Source organism: Streptomyces sp. MA5143a (assembly GCF_900290235.1).
Lineage (GTDB): Bacteria > Actinomycetota > Actinomycetes > Streptomycetales > Streptomycetaceae > Streptomyces.
Map to the genome: position 1 here is coordinate 257289 of NZ_OLMK01000026.1, position 17213 is coordinate 274501.

Sequence of the window (17213 nt, forward strand, 5' to 3'; positions counted from 1 at the left end):
CCTGGTCAACTGGCCGACATCTCAAGCCGAGGATCGGAAGAGGAAGGTGATCGCACATGCCGATCGACCTCAGGATGTCGCTGCGCCGCCACTACACGACGTTTCTCGCCGTGCTCGTGACCGGGATCGTTCTGATCATGGCGGCCAACGCCACCGCGCCCACCGCGCCCACCGTGGACGTCTACCTGAACTGCCTGATGAGCGTGGCGGGAATGATCGCCACCTATGTGCTCGCGCCGCCGGATCCCTCCCGCCGGGGCGAACGCGATCAGCGGCCCGGCGCGACGGGGGACGAGGCGCGGTGATTACGGCGGCGTGGCCGGGGGCGGGGGTCTGGGGTCGAGGGCCCGGGGTCTGGGGTCGAGGGGCCGGGGTCGAGGGCCCGGGGTCTGGGGTCCGTGGGCCGGGTCACCGGCGCCATGCGGCACACCAGGCACACCGGGCACACCGGGAACGGCCCCCTGACCACGTCGGATGGTCAGGGGCCTTCTTCTGCGCGGTGGGCGCTAGGCAGCCTTGGGGGACCGGGCTGACCGGGACGGTCGAGCCGGCCCTGCGGCCTGGCTCGGTGCCGGGGCCGGGTCCTGTGCGTCCTCAGGCCAGTAGGGCTCGTCCTCTCCGAAGTCCGGGGCCCGGAACGGGTCTGTCGTCGGAGGCGGCGATACCGCGGTGGGACGGCTGGGCTGCCCTTCCAGGGCGGAGAACAGCGACGTCGACGTCGGGTCGATGAGAGGTCTGCCTTTCGTTACAGGTCCCTGAGGGGACCTGGTGTGCCGTGACCGGGCACAGCGGTTCTACAGCTTGGTCATCTTGGCGTACGGGCTCGAGATCCGCACCTGCGCCGAGCCGAAATCGACGAGCGCCGCGATTCCGTCCTCGATGCCGACCACCCGGCCGAGTCCGTACACGTCGTGCGTGACCTGGTCGCCCAGGGCGAAGTGTTTGGGAGCCGGTGCTACCGGGGCCTTGAACGGGCTGGTGGGCAAGTGACGCTTCGGTGCCGCGGGCTTTGTCATGGCTCAGTATGAGCCTACGCGTCTCCGGCCCGCTGTGGCCGTCGGCACATATCCCTCGGGAAAACCGTGTTATTCCGGGCACCACGGGAGACAGCCGACGCCGTCGTATCGCACAAGCCCGTGGGCTCACACAGAGCCGCGCCGGGCGAGCGTACGGGGGCTTGGCCGCCCGCCGGTGTGCGTCCGCACGCTCTGCCGGGCGCGACCCGGTGGCTGGAACGATCCCCCTGCCGGTATCGGCGAGAAATCAGCTGAAGGGGGCCTGGCATGGCTGTGGTGTTGTCGATGCACTGGGCGGGGGTCACGCCGGAGCAGTACGACACGGTGCGGGACGCGGTCGGGTGGGAGGAGGTGCCGGCGGCCGGTGGGCAGATGCATGTGGCCTGGTTCGACGACCAGGGGTTCCATGTGACGGATGTGTGGGACTCCCAGGAGGCTTTCGAGGCGTTCTTCGGCGAGCGGCTCGCGCCCGCGATCCAGAAGGCCGGCCTCACGGGGTCGCCCGAGATCGCCTTCAGCCCGCTGCACCGACGCTTCGTCGCGCCCGGCGTCGGCGGTACGGGATGAGCACGCGCGCGTTCCGGTGAACTCGCGGGTGGAAGGGGTGTCCCGGTGTGCGGGGCGCCCCTTGCGCGTCTCCGGATGCGAGGTGGAGGACGGGCGCCGATTCTGGAGGGGACGGCGAACGGCGGAAGGAGCCGCGATGTCTGTGATGGACAAGCTCAAGCACATGCTGAAGGGCCATGAGGAGCAGGCGGGCAAGGGCGTCGGCCGGGCCGGTGACTTCGTCGACGAGAAGACCCAGGGCAAGCACAGGCGTCACGTCGACACCGCTCAGGACCGGCTCAAGCAGCAGCTGGGCACGGACCAGACAGGCCAGACGGACCCGGGCGGCCGAGAAGAGCCGCCGCCGCGGTAGGCGGCACGGGTGGCACGGGGTGACGAGGGCGTGGCCAGAGCCGCGTGAGACCAGACCGGCGCCCGAACCCGGGCGCCGGTCCCGCGCCGGTTGTTACGAGTGCTCCTGGACTCCCGTCCCGGCTCAACCTCACCCCCTCACCCCCTCACCCCCTCCGCCCCGACATCCGTGCCGCCGACGTCACCGTCGAGCGGGCCTCGCGTTCCGTGAGGCCCGTGTGGATCGCGGCGTCTATGAGGGCGTTGGCGAGGTCGGGGCCGAGGCCGTTCTCGTAGGCGCGGCAGGCGGCCCAGAAGAGGCGGGTGTTGCGTTGCCCTTCATGGGCCGTGAGGACGAAGTGGATCAATCCGTGGCCGTGGGCGTGGCCCCTGGCCGGCCCCAGACCCCCGCTCGGCCCCGGACCCCTGCCGCCCGGCCCTCCGGCCGCGCCTCCCCGCCCTCCGGCCGCGCCTCCCCGCCCGTGGGGGCCCCTGGTCGGCGGCGTCAGAAGCAGCCGCAGCAGCGCCGAGGGGCAGGGGGCCGGCGGGAGGTGGGCCGTTCCCGGGACCGGGCCGTAGGCGCCGTGGTCCGTGCGGGAGCCGGGGCCGACCAGGTATCCCCCGGCGCCCCTGATGTCGATGCCGGGGGCGAGACGGCTCGCCGAGTTCGGCACCACCACGTCGGGCGGGCCGGTGAGCCACAGGTGGCGGCCTCCGCTGGGGGTGAGGATCACGACCGTGTCCGGGATCGTGAAGAGGTGGCGCAGGGCCAGTTCACGGAGGGCCGCGGAGGAGTCCGTACCGGATTTCGTGTCGAGGTCGACGCCGATCAGATGGTGGGGGTGGAGTCCGCACGCGATGCCGTAGCCGGTGGCCCAGGGCGCGGCGGCGAAGAGCGCGCGGATGCGGCGGGGGTCGGTGGAGGCGTCGTACACGCCGTGCCCGAAGCGGCCGCATTCGCCGTGGCAGGGGGTCGGGGCCGGGTCGTTGCGATGGGGTGAGCGCAGGGCCGGGAGTTTCGAGCGGGACAGGGGGATCACCGCCAGTCCGCGTTCGGCGGCGGAGAGGGCGTGTGCCAGGGCCAGGGTGGTGGCCTGCCGGTCGATGGTGGCCATGCTTCCATGTTCGTACGTACGTTCGATAAAGGGAAGAGGGCCCGGTCGGGGTTTCGGGTGTACGGCCGTTCCGTCGTGCCGCCGTCTCGGCCCTGCCGCTCGCCGTCGCTCTCTTCGGCGGTGTCGCGGCGGCCGGCAGCGGTGTCGACGTGGACCGCGGATCGAACGCGGCCAACGCCGTCGCGCAGGTGTTTGGCGTGAGGCTTCGGTGCCGCCGTCCAACCGATGAGCCGGTTGTCGCACCGGCGTATTGACAGTCCCCCCACCACTTCCTGCAATCTGACGCATAGTCAGAAACCTCCGGAGGGGGCCGTGGCGTGGTGATCGAGGATCTGTCCGTGCGACTCAAGGTCTACGAGGGGCGCCCCGCCGTACGCGGTGGCCTGGGCAAGGACCCCGTCAACCCGCCCATGATCCGGCACTGGTGCGAGGCCATGGGCGACACCAACCCCGCGTACACCGGCCCCGACGCGATCGCGCCGCCCACCATGCTCCAGGTGTGGACGATGGGCGGCCTGAGCGGACACGAGACGCGTTCGCCGGCGTACGAGGAGCTCCTCGCCCTCCTCGACGGCGCCGGGTACACCTCCGTGGTCGCCACCGACTGCGAGCAGGAGTACCTGCGGGTGCTGCGCCCCGGCGACGAGATCAGCTTCGACTCGGTCATCGAGTCGGTGTCGGACCGGAAGACCACCAAGCTCGGCACCGGGTACTTCGTCACCACCCGTACGGATGTCCGCGTCGGCGACGAACTCGCCGGCACCCATCGCTTCCGGATACTGAAGTACGCGCCCCGCGTCGCGGCCCCGCCACGGGAACCGGCCCCGCGCCGGCCCCGCCCCGTCGTCAACCGCGACAACGCCGGTTTCTGGGAGGGCGTCGCACGCCACCGCCTCCTCATCCAGCGCTGCACCGGATGCGGCACGCTGCGTTTCCCCTGGCTGCCGGGGTGCAACGCATGTGGCTCGCCCGAGTGGGACACCGTCGAGGCGAGCGGCGAGGGCACCGTCCACTCGTACGTCGTCATGCACCACCCGCCCTTCCCGGCCTTCGATCCGCCCTACGCCGTCGGGTTGATCGAACTCGCCGAGGGCGTACGGATGATCAGCAACGTCATCGGGGTGCCGTACGACAAGGTGCGGATCGGCATGCCCGTACGGCTCGCCTTCGTGCGGTACGACGAGGAGTTGGAGTTGCCCGTGTTCCGTGGTGCGGAGGAAGGGGTGCGGGCATGAGGGCCGGGGACGGGCTTCCTCCGCTGCGGATCCCGATCACGCGGACCCTCGTGGTCGCCGGAGCCATCGCCTCGCGCGACTACCAGGACGTGCACCACGATCCGGAGCTGGCGCGGCGGCGCGGATCGCCCGACGTCTTCATGAACATCCTGACGACGAACGGGCTGGTCGGACGGTACGTCACCGACTGCTTCGGCCCGTGTGCCGTCCTGCGGGGCGTCGCCATCCGGCTCGGGGCGCCCAACTACCCCGGCGACACGATGGTGTTGTCCGGCACGGTCGAGGAGGTCGACGGGGACACGGCCACCGTGAGGGTCGTGGGGGACAACGGCATCGGCCGTCATGTCACGGGGACGGTCACCGTCACCGTCCCGGCGGAGGGCGTCGTATGAGCGTGCGTGCGAAGGACCGGCTCGGCGGGCGGGCCGCCGTCGTCGGGATCGGGGCGACCGACTTCTCCAAGGACTCGGGGCGCAGCGAGCTGCGGCTGGCCGTGGAGGCGGTGCGGGCCGCGCTGGACGACGCGGGGCTGACGCCCGCGGACGTGGACGGGATGGTGACGTTCACGATGGACACGAGCCCGGAGATCACGGTCGCGCAGGCCGCCGGCATCGGGGAGCTGTCCTTCTTCTCCCGCGTCCACTACGGCGGCGGGGCGGCGTGCGCGACGGTGCAGCAGGCGGCGCTGGCCGTGGCGACGGGCGTCGCGGAGGTCGTGGTCTGCTACCGGGCGTTCAACGAGCGGTCGGGGCGGCGGTTCGGGGCCGGGGTGCGGCACCGCGAGCCGTCGGCGGAGGGGACGGCGCTCGGCTGGACGCTGCCGTTCGGGCTGCTCACCCCGGCGTCCTGGGTGGCGATGGCGGCGCAGCGGTACCTCCACACCTACGGGCTGACCCCGGAGGCGTTCGGGCACGTGGCGGTGGTCGACCGCGCGTACGCGGCGACGAACCCGGCGGCGTACTTCCACGGGCGCCCCATCACGCTCGCCGAGCACGCGGCCTCCCGGTGGATCGTCGAGCCGCTGCGGCTGCTGGACTGCTGCCAGGAGACGGACGGCGGCCAGGCGCTCGTCGTGACGTCGGTGGAACGGGCACGGGACCTGCCGAAGCCGCCCGCGGTGATCGTCGCCGCCGCCCAGGGAGCCGGCCGGGCCCAGGAGCAGATGACGAGCTTCTACGGCACCGACCTGACGGGGCTGCCCGAGATGGGCGTCGTCGCGCGCCAGCTGTGGCGGACCTCCGGGCTCGGGCCGGGCGACATCGACGTGGGCATCCTCTACGACCACTTCACGCCGTTCGTGCTGATGCAGCTGGAGGAGTTCGGGTTCTGCGCGGCCGGGGAGGCGGCCGGCTTCGTCGCGGAGGAACGGCTCCCGCTGAACACGCACGGCGGCCAGCTCGGCGAGGCGTATCTGCACGGCATGAACGGCATCGCGGAGGCGGTACGGCAGCTCCGCGGCACCGCGGTCAACCAGATCGCCGGCACGGAACACGTCCTGGTCACCGCGGGCACCGGAGTACCGACCTCGGGCCTGGTGCTGGGCACGGGTGGATGAGGGCAGGTGAGTGAGGGCCGGTGCTCCGGGCACAGGCGGGTGAGGGCGGCGACGACCCCGTACCCGTACGGCCCGGGCAGGCGTTCCTCAGGGATGCACCCTCAGTGGATGGGGGCCGTTCATCCACCTCCAGTAGGTGGGGTCTGCCCTACTCCTACAACCTGAGGGGGATTCGTCTTAGGGACCTGCGGCCGATCCGCCGGGGCGGGACCGCTCCTAGCGTGGAGCCATGACCACACTCGTCTGCACCAGCGCTTCGAACGCCGCTGTACCGGCGACGCGGACCCTGCCGAACCCGCCCCGGGTGACCCTGTCGTACCCGTCGTTCTCGGCGTACGTGAAGGCCCGCCAGCCGCTGCTGCTGCGGACCGCCCGGTCGCTGACGGCGAACCCGAGCGACGCCGAGGATCTGCTGCAGACCGCGCTGGCCAAGACGTACGTCGCCTGGGAGCGGATCGAGGACCACCGGGCGCTCGACGGGTATGTGCGGCGGGCGCTGCTGAACACGCGGACGTCCCAGTGGCGCAAGCGCAAGGTGGACGAGTTCGCGTGCGACGAGCTACCCGAGCCGGACGGCGTCCACACGTCGGATGCGGCCGAACAGCAGGCACTGCACGACGCGATGTGGCGGGCGATCATGAAGCTGCCGGCCCGCCAGCGGGCGATGGTGGTCCTCAGGTACTACGAGGATCTCAGCGAGGTGCAGACGGCCGAGGTCCTCGGGGTCTCGGTGGGCACGGTGAAGTCGGCGGTGTCGCGGGCGCTCGGCAAGCTGCGTGAGGACCCGGAACTGGAACCCGTCCGCTAACCCGATCGTTGGCCTGACATGCGGCCGCGATCAAGCTTCTCGGGTAACGCTCTCTGATCGATCATCCCGGCACCTAGTGACATACCGCGCGGTATGTGAGCAGAATCAGCGCAACCGTTACCACCGCGTAGGCAGAGCCGCCCCGGGAGGACGCCGTGCTGAGCACCATGCAGGACGTACCGCTGTTGATCTCCAGGATCCTGACCCACGGGCAGGTCATCCACGGGACGTCGCAGGTGATCACATGGACCGGCGAGGGGGAACCCGACCGCCGCTCCTACGCCGAGATCGGCGCCCGCACCGCCCAGCTGGCCCACGCCCTGCGCGAAGACCTCGGCGTCGAGGGCGACGAGCGGGTCGCGACCCTCATGTGGAACAACGCGGAGCACGTCGAGGCGTACTTCGCGATCCCCTCCATGGGAGCCGTCCTCCACACCCTGAACCTGCGGCTGCCCCCCGAGCAGCTCGCCTGGATCGTCAACCACGCCGCGGACCGCGTCATCATCGCCAACGGCTCGCTGCTCCCCCTCCTCGCACCGCTCCTCCCGCACCTCAAGCCGGTGGAGCACGTCGTCGTGTCCGGCCCCGGCGACCGTTCGCTGCTCGCCGGAGCGAGCGTCCAGGTGCACGAGTACGAGGACCTGATCGCCGGCAAGCCGACCACGTACGACTGGCCCGAACTGGACGAGCGCTCCGCCGCGGCCATGTGCTACACCTCCGGCACCACCGGCGACCCCAAGGGCGTCGTCTACTCCCACCGCTCGATCTACCTGCACTCCATGCAGGTCAACATGGCCCAGTCCATGGGCCTGACGGACGCGGACCTCTCCCTCGTCGTCGTCCCGCAGTTCCATGTGAACGCCTGGGGCCTGCCCCACGCGACGTTCATGACCGGCGTCAACATGCTGATGCCGGACCGGTTCCTGCAACCGGCCCCCCTCGCCGAGATGATCGAGACGCAGAAGCCGACCCACGCCGCCGCCGTTCCCACCATCTGGCAGGGCCTGCTCGCCGAGCTGCACGCCCGTCCGCGGGAGGTCTCCTCCCTCACCCAGGTCACCATCGGCGGCTCCGCCTGCCCGCCCTCCCTCATGGAGGCCTTCGACAAGCTCGGTATGCGCGTCTGCCACGCCTGGGGCATGACGGAGACGTCCCCGCTGGGCACCATCGCCCGGCCGCCGGCCCATGTCGAGGCCGACTCGGAGGAGGAGCTCGCGTACCGCCTCACCCAGGGCCGTTTCCCCGCCTCCGTGGAGGCCCGCCTCACCGGCCCCGGCGGCGAGCGGCTTCCCTGGGACGGCGAGTCCGCCGGTGAGCTGGAGGTCCGCGGCCCCTGGATCGCGGGCGCGTACTACGGCGGCCAGGGCGCCGAGCACCTCCGGCCCGAGGACAAGTTCAGCGAGGACGGCTGGCTGAAGACGGGCGACGTCGGCACGATCAGCCCGGACGGCTTCCTCACCCTCACCGACCGCGCCAAGGACGTCATCAAGTCCGGCGGCGAGTGGATCTCCTCGGTCGAGCTGGAGAACGCCCTCATGGCCCACCCGGACGTCGCCGAGGCCGCCGTCGTCGCCGTACCGGACGAGAAGTGGGGCGAGCGCCCGCTGGCCACCGTCGTGCTGAAGGAAGGCGCCAGTACGGACTTCGCGGCACTGCGGTCCTTCCTCTCGGAGGAGGGCCACATCGCCAAGTGGCAGCTCCCGGAGCGCTGGACGATCATCGAGTCCGTCCCGAAGACGAGCGTCGGCAAGTTCGACAAGAAGGTGCTGCGCAGGCAGTACGCGGACGGTCAGCTGGACGTGACGCAGATCTGAGGGTCCGGCGTCCGACCGGCTGAGAAGACCTGCACGACCTGGGGCACTGTTTCACGTGAAACAGTGCCCCAGGTGCTGTTGTCGGTGGCCTCAGCCCGTGTGTCGGCGGCCTCAGTTCGTGCCGATGCGGGCCAGGAGGTCCACGATGCGGGTCTGGACGTCCGGGCTGGTCGAGCGCTCGGCGAGGAACAGGACGGTCTCGCCCGAGGCCAGGCGCGGGAGTTCGGCCTGGTCGACGGCGGCGGTGTAGACGACGAGCGGGGTGCGGTTCAACTGCCCGTTGGTCCTCAGCCAGTCGATGATCCCGGCCTGGTGACGGTGGACCTGGAGCAGATCCATCACCACGAGGTTGGGGCGCATCTGCGCGGCGAGGGTGACGGCGTCCGCGTCGGACGCGGCCCGCGCGACCTGCATGCCCCGCCGTTCCAGCGTGGCGGTCAGGGCGAGCGCGATCTCCGCGTGCTCCTCGATCAGCAGGACCCTCGGCGGATGCTGCTCGGAGTCACGCGGGGCGAGCGCCTTCAGCAGGATGGCCGGGTCGGCCCCGTACGCCGCGTCACGTGTCGCCTGGCCGAGCCCCGCCGTGACGAGCACGGGCACCTCGGCGGCCACCGCGGCCTGGCGCAGCGACTGAAGGGCCGTACGCGTGATGGGACCGGTGAGCGGGTCGACGAAGAGGGCGGCCGGATACGCGGCGATCTGCGCGTCGACGTCCTCACGCGAGTTCACGATGACGGGCCGGTAGCCGCGCTCGCTGAGCGCCTGGTGGGTGGGCACGTCCGGAGCGGGCCACACGAGCAGCCGGCGCGGGTTGTCCAGCGGCTCCGGCGGCAATTCGTCGTCCATCGGCTGCGGCTGGGGCCGGTCGGGAACCTCCACCGCCCCGCCGGGTCCGTCCAGCGGCTCGGGCCCTTCGTCCGCGTTCTCGTCCGGGGCCCCTATGGCGTACGAGCGCCCGGCTCCGTCGGTGTTGCCCGCCAGCCGGGACTGCCCGGCGAGGGAGGGCTGCGGCGGCAGGGGCACCTGTCCGGCGAGCGAGGCATGGGGCGGCAGCGGCACCTGTCCGGCCAGGGACGGCTGGCCCGGCTGAGCGGGCAGCGGGGTCTGCCCGCTGCCGTTGCCCTTGGCCTGTCCGGGCTGCGGGTGGGGGCGCGCGGCCGACTCGGGGCGGTCACCGGCGGGTTCGGGCGGCGTTCCGAGCTTGCGGCGCCGACCGGAACCGCCGGGCTGGTTCGGGGCGGGGGTGGACCCCGGCTGGGGCTGGCCCTGCGCCTGGGGGGCGCCCTGGCGGGCGAACGGGACCCCCTGGCCCAGCGTCCGCACGCTGATCGCCCGGCCCTGCGTCGAGTTGGGGTCGAGCGAGGCGACGGGCCCGGCGGTCGGCGCGGCCTCGGCGGGCAGCGGCTGCGCGACACGAGGCTGCTGCTGCACGGCTCGCTCCGGCGGCAGCGGGGTCCCCGACGACGGCGTCGACTGCGGAGGCAACGGAGCCTGCGCACCGGCCACGGGCACACCGGCGCCGGTGCTGTCCTGACCGGGGTCGGGCCAGGACTGGGGCTGCGCCTGCGGCGTGGCCGGCTGACCGGCACCGGGCACGCCCTGGGCGGGCACCGGCTGCGGGGCACCCTGAGCACCCGGTACGGCACCCTGCGCGAGACCGGACTGGCCGGGCGCGGCGACCTGCTGGGGGGCACCCTGGGCCGGTGCGGCAGCTACCTGCTCCGCGGCCCCGGGGACACCCTGGCCGGGCACGGGCTGCGCGCCCGCGCCGGGAGCGCCGACGGGCTGGCCGGGGGCGGCGGCGTGGGCGGGCACCTGCTGGGCCGGACCGGCGACACCCTGCGGCGGTGCGGCAGCGGACTGTGCGGCAGCGGACTGCGCGGCGGTCCCGGGAACGCCCTGGGCGGGCACCGGCTGCGGGGCGCCGGGCAGACCCTGGGCGGGGATGGGCTGACCGGGAGCAGCGGCCTGCGCGGGAGCGGCACCCATGGGGACGCCCTGCGCGGGCACCGGCTGTGGAGCGGCGGCGCCCTGCGCGGGTACCGGCTGGCCGGGCACCATCTGCGGAGGGGCGCCCTGACCCGGGGGAACCTGGACCGGCACCGGCTGCTGCCCGGCGGCGACCTGTGCCCCGACGTCGCCCTGTGCAGCGGGGCGAACGGCGCGGCGGCGGCCGGTCGGCGCGGGCAGGGGATGCGGCTGCGGCGGGGTGTGGTCGTCCGCCGGGTTGTGCAGCGCGGCGTCATGGCGCCCGTCGTCCGCACTCCCGACGGGAGCCCCCGGCACCTGACCGGCGACGACCGCCTGGCCGACCCTGGCCGCCTGCGCGGCATCCGGCACCGGTACGGCACCCTGCGCGGCCGCGACACCGGGCACCCCGGCGCCCTGGACCTGCGGCGGAGCCTGCACCTGCCCTTGAACCTGGCCTTGAACCCGCGGTTGCGGCTGGGCCGCCTCACCCGTTGCCTGCACCTGAGCCTGGGCGGGCTGGGCGAGCCCGGTGGCGGGCACGGGCCCCGCGGCAGGTACGGGACCGGCCGCGGGTACGGGGCCCGGGGCGGGGACCGGACCCCCGGCGGGCACCATGCCCCCAGGCGGCACGGGTCCCGGCATCGGCTGCCCGGGCGACACAGGACCTGCCCCCGGCATCGGCTGCCCGGCGGGCACCGGCCCAGCGGCAGGGACCGGCCCCCCACCAGGCACAGCCCCCGTCACCGGCACAGGCCCACCGGCCGGTACCGGCCCACCAGGCGGTACGACCCCTCCTGCGGGCAGCGCGGCCCCACCGACGGGCACCATCCCCCCGGGCACCGCGGCTCCCTGGCCGCCCTCAGCCTCGTACACCTCCGCTCCCGGGGCCCCCGGGACGCTCTGCGACCCCTGCGCGGGCACCGCAGGCACGGCCACAGCTCCGGCAGGCGCGCCCGGAGTACCCGGAGTCACCGCCCCGCCCGGCGCCGCAGGCACCGGCACCGGACCCAGACCGGCGTTCTGCGCGTACTCGGGGCCACGGTCGGCCTCGGCCGGCGGCAGCGCGAAGACGGCACGCCCGGCGGGCTCGGCGGCGGCGCGCTCCTCCGCCTTGGCCAGCGCACGACGACGGCGGCCGGAGGGCTGGCCCTCGCTCGTGTCACCGGTCGCGGCGTCGGGCGAGGGGGTCGTGGCCGGGCCGGCGGGCAGCGCGGGCGGCAACGCGTTCTGCGCGGCGGGCTCGCGGCGTGCCCGTCGTCCACTGGGCGCGGGCACGCCCTGGGGCGGCACGGTCCCGCCGAGCCCGGAGGCGGCGGCAGCGGTGCCGGCGGCGTGCTCGGCCGCCGTGACGACCGCGCCCTCGGCGGCGACGGCCTCTCCGGCACCGTCGGCAGCGGCTGCCCGGCCGCGTCGCCGCCCGGTGCCCTCGGCCTCGTCGGTGCCGCCCTGCCCGGGCACGGGCGCCTCGGCGGGGGGACCGCCCGCGGCGTCCTCGGCCCGGCGCCGACGACGCCCGGTGGGAGGCGCGGCGGGCGCGGCCTCCGCCTCGGGGGCGTCGTCGCTGTCCAGGAACGCGTCCACGGACGACCGCCGGGCCCGACGCCGCCCACCACCGGCTCCACCGGCTCCACCAGCGCCACCGGCGGCGGCCGGCTCGGGCAACGAGACCTCGGCACCGGCGGCCACGGGACCGTCGGCAGGTGACTCGGCGAGGGGCGCGGACTCTTCGACGGCCACGACGGGGGCCTGCACGGGAACCGTGCCCGCGCCGCCCCCGAGCGGCACCTCCAGCACGTACGCGCTGCCGCTCATCCCCGGCACCTCGTGCGTCTGCAGCACACCGCCGTGCGCGCGCACGATCCCCTGCACGATCGGCTGGTGCACCGGGTCACCCCCGGCGTAGGGGCCACGGACCTCGATCCGTACGACCTCGCCGCGCTGCGCCGCCGCCACGACGACGGTGTTGTCCATGTAGCCGCCGACGGACATCGGCGCGTTGCCGGTCGCGTCGACGCCGGCGACATCCGCGATGAGGTGCGCGAGGGCGGTCGCGAGCCGGGCCTGGTCGACCTCCGCCTCGATGGGCGGCGCGTGCACGGCGAACTGCACCCGCCCCGGCCCGACCAGTTCCACGGCACCGTCGACACCGGCGGCGACGACCGCGTCGAGCATCACCGTCGTACGGACGAGGCCGTCCTCACCGGCGTCGATCCGCTGGTACCCGAGCACGTTGTCGATCAGGGTGGTGATCCGCGAGTACCCGGCGGTGAGGTGGTGGAGGACCTGGTTGGCCTCGGGCCACAGCTGCCCGGCGTCGTCAGCGGCGAGGGTGCCCAGTTCGCTGCGGAGCTGGTCGAGCGGGCCGCGCAGGGAGGTGCCCAGCACGGCGAGCAGCTGCTCGTGCCGCGCGGCCAGCGCCTCGTAGCGGTCCTTCTCCCGCTCGCCGAGCGCGGCGTACCGCTCGTCACCGGCGGCGAGTTCCTCGGCGTGCTTCTCGCGCAGCTCGGCGAGTTCGGTGGTGTGCTGCTCCCGCACGCCCTCCAGTTCCTCGGCGTGCTCCTCGGCGAGCTGCTTCAGCTCCTCCGCGTGCCGCTCGGCCTCGGCGCTCTTCTCCTCCGCGAGCTGGTCGTAGGGCCGCCGGTCGGTGAACGTCATCACGGCCCCGACGAGCTGGTCCCCGTCGCGCACCGGCGCGGTCGTCAGGTCGACCGACACCTTGTCGCCGCTCTTGGACCACAGGACCTGGCCGCGCACGCGGTGCTTGCGCCCGGACCGCAGGGTGTCGGCGAGCGGCGACTCGCCGTACGGGAAGGGGGAGCCGTCCTCGCGGGAGTGCAGGACGAGGGTGTGCAGCTCGCGCCCGCCGAGATCGCTGGCCCGGTAACCCAGTATCTGGGCGGCGGCCGGGTTCACGAGGACGATCCGCCCGTCGGTGTCCGTCCCCACGACGCCCTCGGCCGCGGCCCGCAGGATCATCTCGGTCTGCCGTTGCGAACGCGCGAGTTCGGCCTCGGTGTCGACGGTGCCGGAGAGGTCGCGTACGACCAGCATGAGCAGCTCGTCATTGGCGGAGCCGTAACCGTCGTACGCCTGCTGCCCGTTCTCCAGATTCGCGCTTGTGACCTCGACCGGGAACTCGCTGCCGTCGGTCCGGCGGGCGATCATGCGGGTCGGCTTGGTCCGCCCGGTCGGGTCCATGGTGTCGGGCCGGCGCATCGACCCCGGAATGAGCCGGGAGTCGAACTCGGGGAGAAGGTCCAGCAGCCCGCGCCCCACCAGGGCGGTCCCCGGGGCCTCGAAGGCCTCCAGGGCGATGGTGTTCGCGTTGACGACGGTCCCATTGGCGTTGACCAGCACCAACGCGTCAGGCAGCGCGTCCAGTATGGCTGCGAGGCGAGCAGCGCCTCGGGATGGCCTGCTGCTCACGAGACGCTTCCTCCCTGTTACCGCACCTTGCCGACCGCCTGGGCCATCTTGCCAACCGGCCCGCGACGTGTCACGCGAGGGAGTCTACGGGCAGAGGTTGCGCTCGCGACGCCGGATGAGAGGGAGGTCGCACACCGAACATACGGAGATGCCGTGACCGTGTGTTTTGCCGAACCACACGCCTCGCGGCACATATGTACGGCGCCTACGACCCCCGCTCGGGCTTATGGGCATATGCCGTCGGAGTTATCGGGGGAGGGGCGGGCGGGGGCGTGCCGACGGTCCGAGGGCGGGGGGAGCGCCGTGATCGGGGCGAGGGCGGGAGGGTGCCGTGATCGTGAGCGTGGGTGGGGAGGGCGCTGTGGTCGTAGGCGGGGAGGGCGCCGTTACTTACGGAGATCAGGAAGTACGGGGACGAGTGAGTCCCAGCGGGCGATCTCGCAGCCGTTGCCGCGCTCGAAGCGCGCGTCGACCGGGCGACCGGCCCAGATCCCGGTGACATGGGCGGTGGCCGGTCCGCCGTACAACATCGTGCACACGGTGCCCGGCGCGACGGGTGCGAAGGGATCCTTGCCCCAGACGGTCCGCTGATCGAGCTGCCCGCAGGCGTCCCGGGTGTGCGGATGACTGCCCCCTTGAGGATGGCAGCGCAGCTCGAACCGCCCGTCGGCCCCCTCGCCCGCACCCCGGACCGTGACGACCAGCCGGTCCTGAGGAGCGACGGGCAGGGGCAACGCCGTCCGGGGGAGCGCCTCGCCGATACGGGGCGACGCGTCGGCGGCGTACGCGACCGGAGCGGCCGAGGGTGAGAACGCCCCGGCGGCGGCCGCGGCGAGGGAGACGACGGCACCGAGCAGAACCCGGCGAGCGGAACGGCCGGGGGTGGCGGCACGGGAGGCGCCGGGGGCGAACGGGCGGACGGGCCGACCGGAGGCCGCGTGACGGGCGTCGGCGGGGGTGGGGGCGAGGGCGGAGGCGGAGGACCCCTGCGGCGGTGTGGGTGGACGGCTCTGCAACATGACCTGACTAACGCCACGGGGGTCCCACGGTTGCGGCGGACGCAGGAGCGGACGCAGGAGAGGGGCCCTGTCGCGCCGACCCGCCCCGCCGATCCCGGACGTCCCTGACGAACCGTTCCCGAACACCCTCCGACCCGCCGCGACGTGCCATACGGCTTTGCCCTGCGGCCTCTCCGCCTAGTACCGTGGGAGGCGATTGGTGACAGCCCACTCGGCTGTGTCATCATCTGCACGCACCACTCGCGCTCGCGCGGGCGGTTGTGCGGGAGGCGTCGCCTAGTCCGGTCTATGGCGCCGCACTGCTAATGCGGTTTGGGCCTTAAAGCCCATCGAGGGTTCAAATCCCTCCGCCTCCGCGCTTGATCACCGAAGCCCCGGTCCACGCGACCGGGGCTTCGTCGTTCCCTGGAGGGCCCACGGAGGTGTTTTCGCAGGTCACAAGGGGTGCGGCAAACGGATTTCACATGGCGACGGCAGTCATGTAATGTTCTTCCTGTCGCCAAGAGCGGGCCGAAAGGGCCGGGACCGGCGGAAAACAGAACAAGCACTCGTAGCTTAACGGATAGAGCATCTGACTACGGATCAGAAGGTTGCAGGTTCGAATCCTGCCGAGTGCACACAGGTGAGAGGCCCCGGAGAGATCCGGGGCCTCTTGCGTTTCGGGGGCGTGCAGCGGCGAAGTACAGCAACGGGTGGCCCAAGGGGGCCGGCCGGCTTCGCGGACAGGGTCCACGCCATCCGTATGCGACCGGGGGTCGCGCACGTGCGCAGTAGGGGGAGGGGATCTCATGAAGATCAAGACCGGCAGGGTGGTGCTCATGACCATGGTCCTGGCGGCGCTGGTGGGGTGCGGGCGCAGCGCAACCGAGGGAACGGGGGACTCGCCGGCTCGGGCTTCAGGTGCGCCGTCGTCGGCGCCAGACGGTCTCTCTCCTGAGGATCTGCAGAGCCGATGGTGGACGTGGGCACTGTCGGAACCCGAAGGCACCAATCCGGTCGCTGACGAGGATGGGAGCGATTGTGAGCGCAACCAGCCGCAGGACGTGTGGTTTCTGGCGGGTACCTTCGGCACTCGGGCCGAGCGCACTTGCCACGTCCCCGAAGGGATCCCTGTCGCGTTTCCCCTGGTGAACCTGATGGGTGAGCCGGAGGACTGCGCAACCTTCATGAGCGAGGCCAAGGGGTCCGCAGTCCTGGACGGCAAGAAGGTCGAATCGGAGACGAACCGCGGAGAGCCGATCTCTGTGAAGGGCGTTGCCTTCAACCCCGTCACAGGCACGGACGAGCGCCTCACGACCACAGGGTGCGGCCTCTGGGTCCAGTTGCCCCCGCTGGAGCCCGGGAAGCACACACTGAAAATTCGTGGTCAGGCCCAGGACTTCGCCGTTGGTGTGGACTACTCCCTGACCGTGGATGCCGCATAGGCGAACGACATGCAGGGGGCCCCGAGTTCGGGGTCCCCTGGAGAGCAGGTCATGGTTACGGAGTCCTCAGCCGACGCCACCCATGGCTTCGGACAGTTTGCCCAGTGCTGCCCGCACCTCCTCCTCGCTCGCTTCCGGGTGGGGGCGGTCGTCAGTAGCGGTGGCCGGGCCAGTGTGGGTCCGTCCAGCGGTCCTCGTCGGTGAGTCCCAGGAGTCGTATCCGGTGCTGTAGGTCTTCCGGTGCGTTCGACTCGCGGAGCCGCGTCACGGCGTGGTCGAGGAGCCACGTGACCAGGTCGGCGCGCATCTTCTCCTCGTCGTGCTCGTACCAGCCGACTCTCCAGGGCAGGCCGTCCCCCAGGAGCTCGTACTCCCATTCCGCCGCCGCCTCGGCCAGGCGGCGGTCACTGAGGGGCTCGGTGTGCTGCTCCCATGCGGCAAGCCACGGTCCCAGCGTTCCGGACGCCTCGGCACACAGCACGAGGACCCGGTGCGCCGGTACGACCGCATCCGGATCGGTGAGGCTCTGGGCCCACCAGGCATGCAGGAACTCGCGTACCGGACCGGCGTGATCCTCGGGCCACTGCTGCCAGCGGCCTCGGGCCAGGGAGTACCCGGCCTCCTCCAGTGCGTCGTACCGGGGATTCACGCGACCGGCGACCAGGTCTGTGGCGAACTGCGGCAGGATGCGGCGCAGCACGGCGGCGTGGTCGGTCCAGTCGACGGCCTGCCAGGTCCTGCGCAGGAGATCCGGATCCAGTTCCACGTCCGGCGTCTTGAGCAGGGCGATCTCCTCCGGACTGCCCCAGTGGCACTCGCAGTTGTGCTCGTCCGGGTGAGCGGTCATGCCGCGGAAGGTGGTGGAGAGGTTCTCCAGGGCGGCGCTGAGGCGGCGGCGTGCGGGATGGTCGGCGAGTTGCATGTGCCCGGCCT

At 72.6% G+C, this 17213-nt stretch carries 14 protein-coding genes and 2 tRNA genes; 11 read left to right on the forward strand and 5 right to left on the reverse strand.

What is annotated here, in order from left to right:
• Positions 1-56 precede the first annotated feature (56 nt).
• Positions 57-305 carry a hypothetical protein gene (locus SMA5143A_RS12940; RefSeq protein WP_107463079.1) on the forward strand — a complete coding sequence of 83 codons (249 nt, stop codon included), beginning with the start codon at positions 57-59 and terminating at the stop codon, positions 303-305.
• A 489-nt stretch (positions 306-794) separates the two neighbouring features.
• Here SMA5143A_RS12940 and SMA5143A_RS12945 read toward each other — a convergent pair whose 3' ends face one another.
• The gene (locus SMA5143A_RS12945) at positions 795-1016 is read right to left on the reverse strand and encodes a hypothetical protein (RefSeq protein WP_055521757.1); all 222 of its coding nucleotides are present in this window, start codon (positions 1014-1016) and stop codon (positions 795-797) included.
• A 267-nt stretch (positions 1017-1283) separates the two neighbouring features.
• On the opposite strand from SMA5143A_RS12945, the gene SMA5143A_RS12950 reads away from it, so the two are divergent.
• The gene (locus tag SMA5143A_RS12950; protein ID WP_258193493.1) at positions 1284-1583 is read left to right on the forward strand and encodes a hypothetical protein; all 300 of its coding nucleotides are present in this window, start codon (positions 1284-1286) and stop codon (positions 1581-1583) included.
• A gap of 136 nt (positions 1584-1719) precedes the next feature.
• Positions 1720-1935 carry an antitoxin gene (locus tag SMA5143A_RS12955; RefSeq protein ID WP_107463080.1) on the forward strand — a complete coding sequence of 72 codons (216 nt, stop codon included), beginning with the start codon at positions 1720-1722 and terminating at the stop codon, positions 1933-1935.
• Positions 1936-2080: 145 nt separating this feature from the next.
• Here SMA5143A_RS12955 and SMA5143A_RS12960 read toward each other — a convergent pair whose 3' ends face one another.
• Positions 2081-3028 carry a bifunctional DNA primase/polymerase gene (locus tag SMA5143A_RS12960; protein ID WP_107463081.1) on the reverse strand — a complete coding sequence of 316 codons (948 nt, stop codon included), beginning with the start codon at positions 3026-3028 and terminating at the stop codon, positions 2081-2083.
• 317 nt (positions 3029-3345) lie between these two features.
• Here SMA5143A_RS12960 and SMA5143A_RS12965 point away from each other — a divergent pair, with 317 nt between their 5' ends.
• The 5 genes from SMA5143A_RS12965 (at position 3346) to SMA5143A_RS12985 (ending at position 8440) form a co-directional block, all read left to right on the forward strand.
• Positions 3346-4263, forward strand: coding sequence for a bifunctional MaoC family dehydratase N-terminal/OB-fold nucleic acid binding domain-containing protein (locus SMA5143A_RS12965; RefSeq protein ID WP_375136479.1), 918 nt, complete (start codon positions 3346-3348; stop codon positions 4261-4263).
• Positions 4260-4655, forward strand: a complete 396-nt coding sequence (locus SMA5143A_RS12970) for a MaoC/PaaZ C-terminal domain-containing protein (protein WP_107463082.1) — start codon at positions 4260-4262, stop codon at positions 4653-4655. The genes SMA5143A_RS12965 and SMA5143A_RS12970 overlap by 4 nt, the downstream gene beginning before the upstream one ends.
• Entirely contained in the window at positions 4652-5818 is a 1167-nt protein-coding gene (locus SMA5143A_RS12975) for a lipid-transfer protein (RefSeq protein WP_107463083.1), read from the forward strand. Before SMA5143A_RS12970 ends, SMA5143A_RS12975 begins: the two co-directional genes overlap by 4 nt.
• A 229-nt stretch (positions 5819-6047) precedes the next feature.
• Positions 6048-6626: a SigE family RNA polymerase sigma factor gene (locus SMA5143A_RS12980; protein WP_107463084.1), complete on the forward strand. Its 579-nt coding sequence runs from the start codon at positions 6048-6050 to the stop codon at positions 6624-6626.
• Between the two features lie 155 nt (positions 6627-6781).
• A complete protein-coding gene (locus SMA5143A_RS12985) occupies positions 6782-8440 on the forward strand; it encodes a long-chain fatty acid--CoA ligase (protein ID WP_181361828.1) in 1659 nt (552 codons plus the stop codon).
• 111 nt (positions 8441-8551) lie between these two features.
• Here the strand turns inward: SMA5143A_RS12985 and SMA5143A_RS12990 are convergent, their stop codons facing one another.
• A complete protein-coding gene (locus tag SMA5143A_RS12990; protein WP_107463085.1) occupies positions 8552-13837 on the reverse strand; it encodes a PAS domain-containing protein in 5286 nt (1761 codons plus the stop codon).
• Between the two features lie 386 nt (positions 13838-14223).
• The gene (locus SMA5143A_RS12995; RefSeq protein ID WP_107463086.1) at positions 14224-14856 is read right to left on the reverse strand and encodes an SSI family serine proteinase inhibitor; all 633 of its coding nucleotides are present in this window, start codon (positions 14854-14856) and stop codon (positions 14224-14226) included.
• A gap of 265 nt (positions 14857-15121) precedes the next feature.
• Here SMA5143A_RS12995 and SMA5143A_RS13000 point away from each other — a divergent pair.
• The 3 genes from SMA5143A_RS13000 to SMA5143A_RS13010 all read left to right on the forward strand — a co-directional run bounded on the left by SMA5143A_RS13000 (position 15122) and on the right by SMA5143A_RS13010 (position 16280).
• Positions 15122-15212, forward strand: a tRNA-Ser gene (locus SMA5143A_RS13000).
• Positions 15213-15400: 188 nt separating this feature from the next.
• A tRNA-Arg gene (locus SMA5143A_RS13005) sits at positions 15401-15473 on the forward strand.
• 171 nt (positions 15474-15644) lie between these two features.
• Positions 15645-16280, forward strand: coding sequence for a signal protein (locus SMA5143A_RS13010; protein WP_107463087.1), 636 nt, complete (start codon positions 15645-15647; stop codon positions 16278-16280).
• Positions 16281-16431: 151 nt separating this feature from the next.
• Here SMA5143A_RS13010 and SMA5143A_RS13015 read toward each other — a convergent pair whose 3' ends face one another.
• A complete protein-coding gene (locus tag SMA5143A_RS13015) occupies positions 16432-17202 on the reverse strand; it encodes a hypothetical protein (protein ID WP_107463088.1) in 771 nt (256 codons plus the stop codon).
• Positions 17203-17213 lie beyond the last annotated feature (11 nt).

Excerpts from the sequence above, each read along its gene's own strand:
- SMA5143A_RS13015 (WP_107463088.1), bottom strand. The coding sequence starts at position 17,202 with ATGCAACTCGCCGACCATCCCGCACGCCGCCGCCTCAGCGCCGCCCTG.
- SMA5143A_RS12945 (WP_055521757.1), bottom strand. The coding sequence starts at position 1,016 with ATGACAAAGCCCGCGGCACCGAAGCGTCACTTGCCCACCAGCCCGTTC.
- SMA5143A_RS13010 (WP_107463087.1), top strand. The coding sequence starts at position 15,645 with ATGAAGATCAAGACCGGCAGGGTGGTGCTCATGACCATGGTCCTGGCG.
- SMA5143A_RS12970 (WP_107463082.1), top strand. The coding sequence starts at position 4,260 with ATGAGGGCCGGGGACGGGCTTCCTCCGCTGCGGATCCCGATCACGCGG.
- SMA5143A_RS12975 (WP_107463083.1), top strand. The coding sequence starts at position 4,652 with ATGAGCGTGCGTGCGAAGGACCGGCTCGGCGGGCGGGCCGCCGTCGTC.
- SMA5143A_RS12940 (WP_107463079.1), top strand. The coding sequence starts at position 57 with ATGCCGATCGACCTCAGGATGTCGCTGCGCCGCCACTACACGACGTTT.
- SMA5143A_RS12980 (WP_107463084.1), top strand. The coding sequence starts at position 6,048 with ATGACCACACTCGTCTGCACCAGCGCTTCGAACGCCGCTGTACCGGCG.
- SMA5143A_RS12995 (WP_107463086.1), bottom strand. The coding sequence starts at position 14,856 with ATGTTGCAGAGCCGTCCACCCACACCGCCGCAGGGGTCCTCCGCCTCC.
- SMA5143A_RS12950 (WP_258193493.1), top strand. The coding sequence starts at position 1,284 with ATGGCTGTGGTGTTGTCGATGCACTGGGCGGGGGTCACGCCGGAGCAG.
- SMA5143A_RS12960 (WP_107463081.1), bottom strand. The coding sequence starts at position 3,028 with ATGGCCACCATCGACCGGCAGGCCACCACCCTGGCCCTGGCACACGCC.
- SMA5143A_RS12955 (WP_107463080.1), top strand. The coding sequence starts at position 1,720 with ATGTCTGTGATGGACAAGCTCAAGCACATGCTGAAGGGCCATGAGGAG.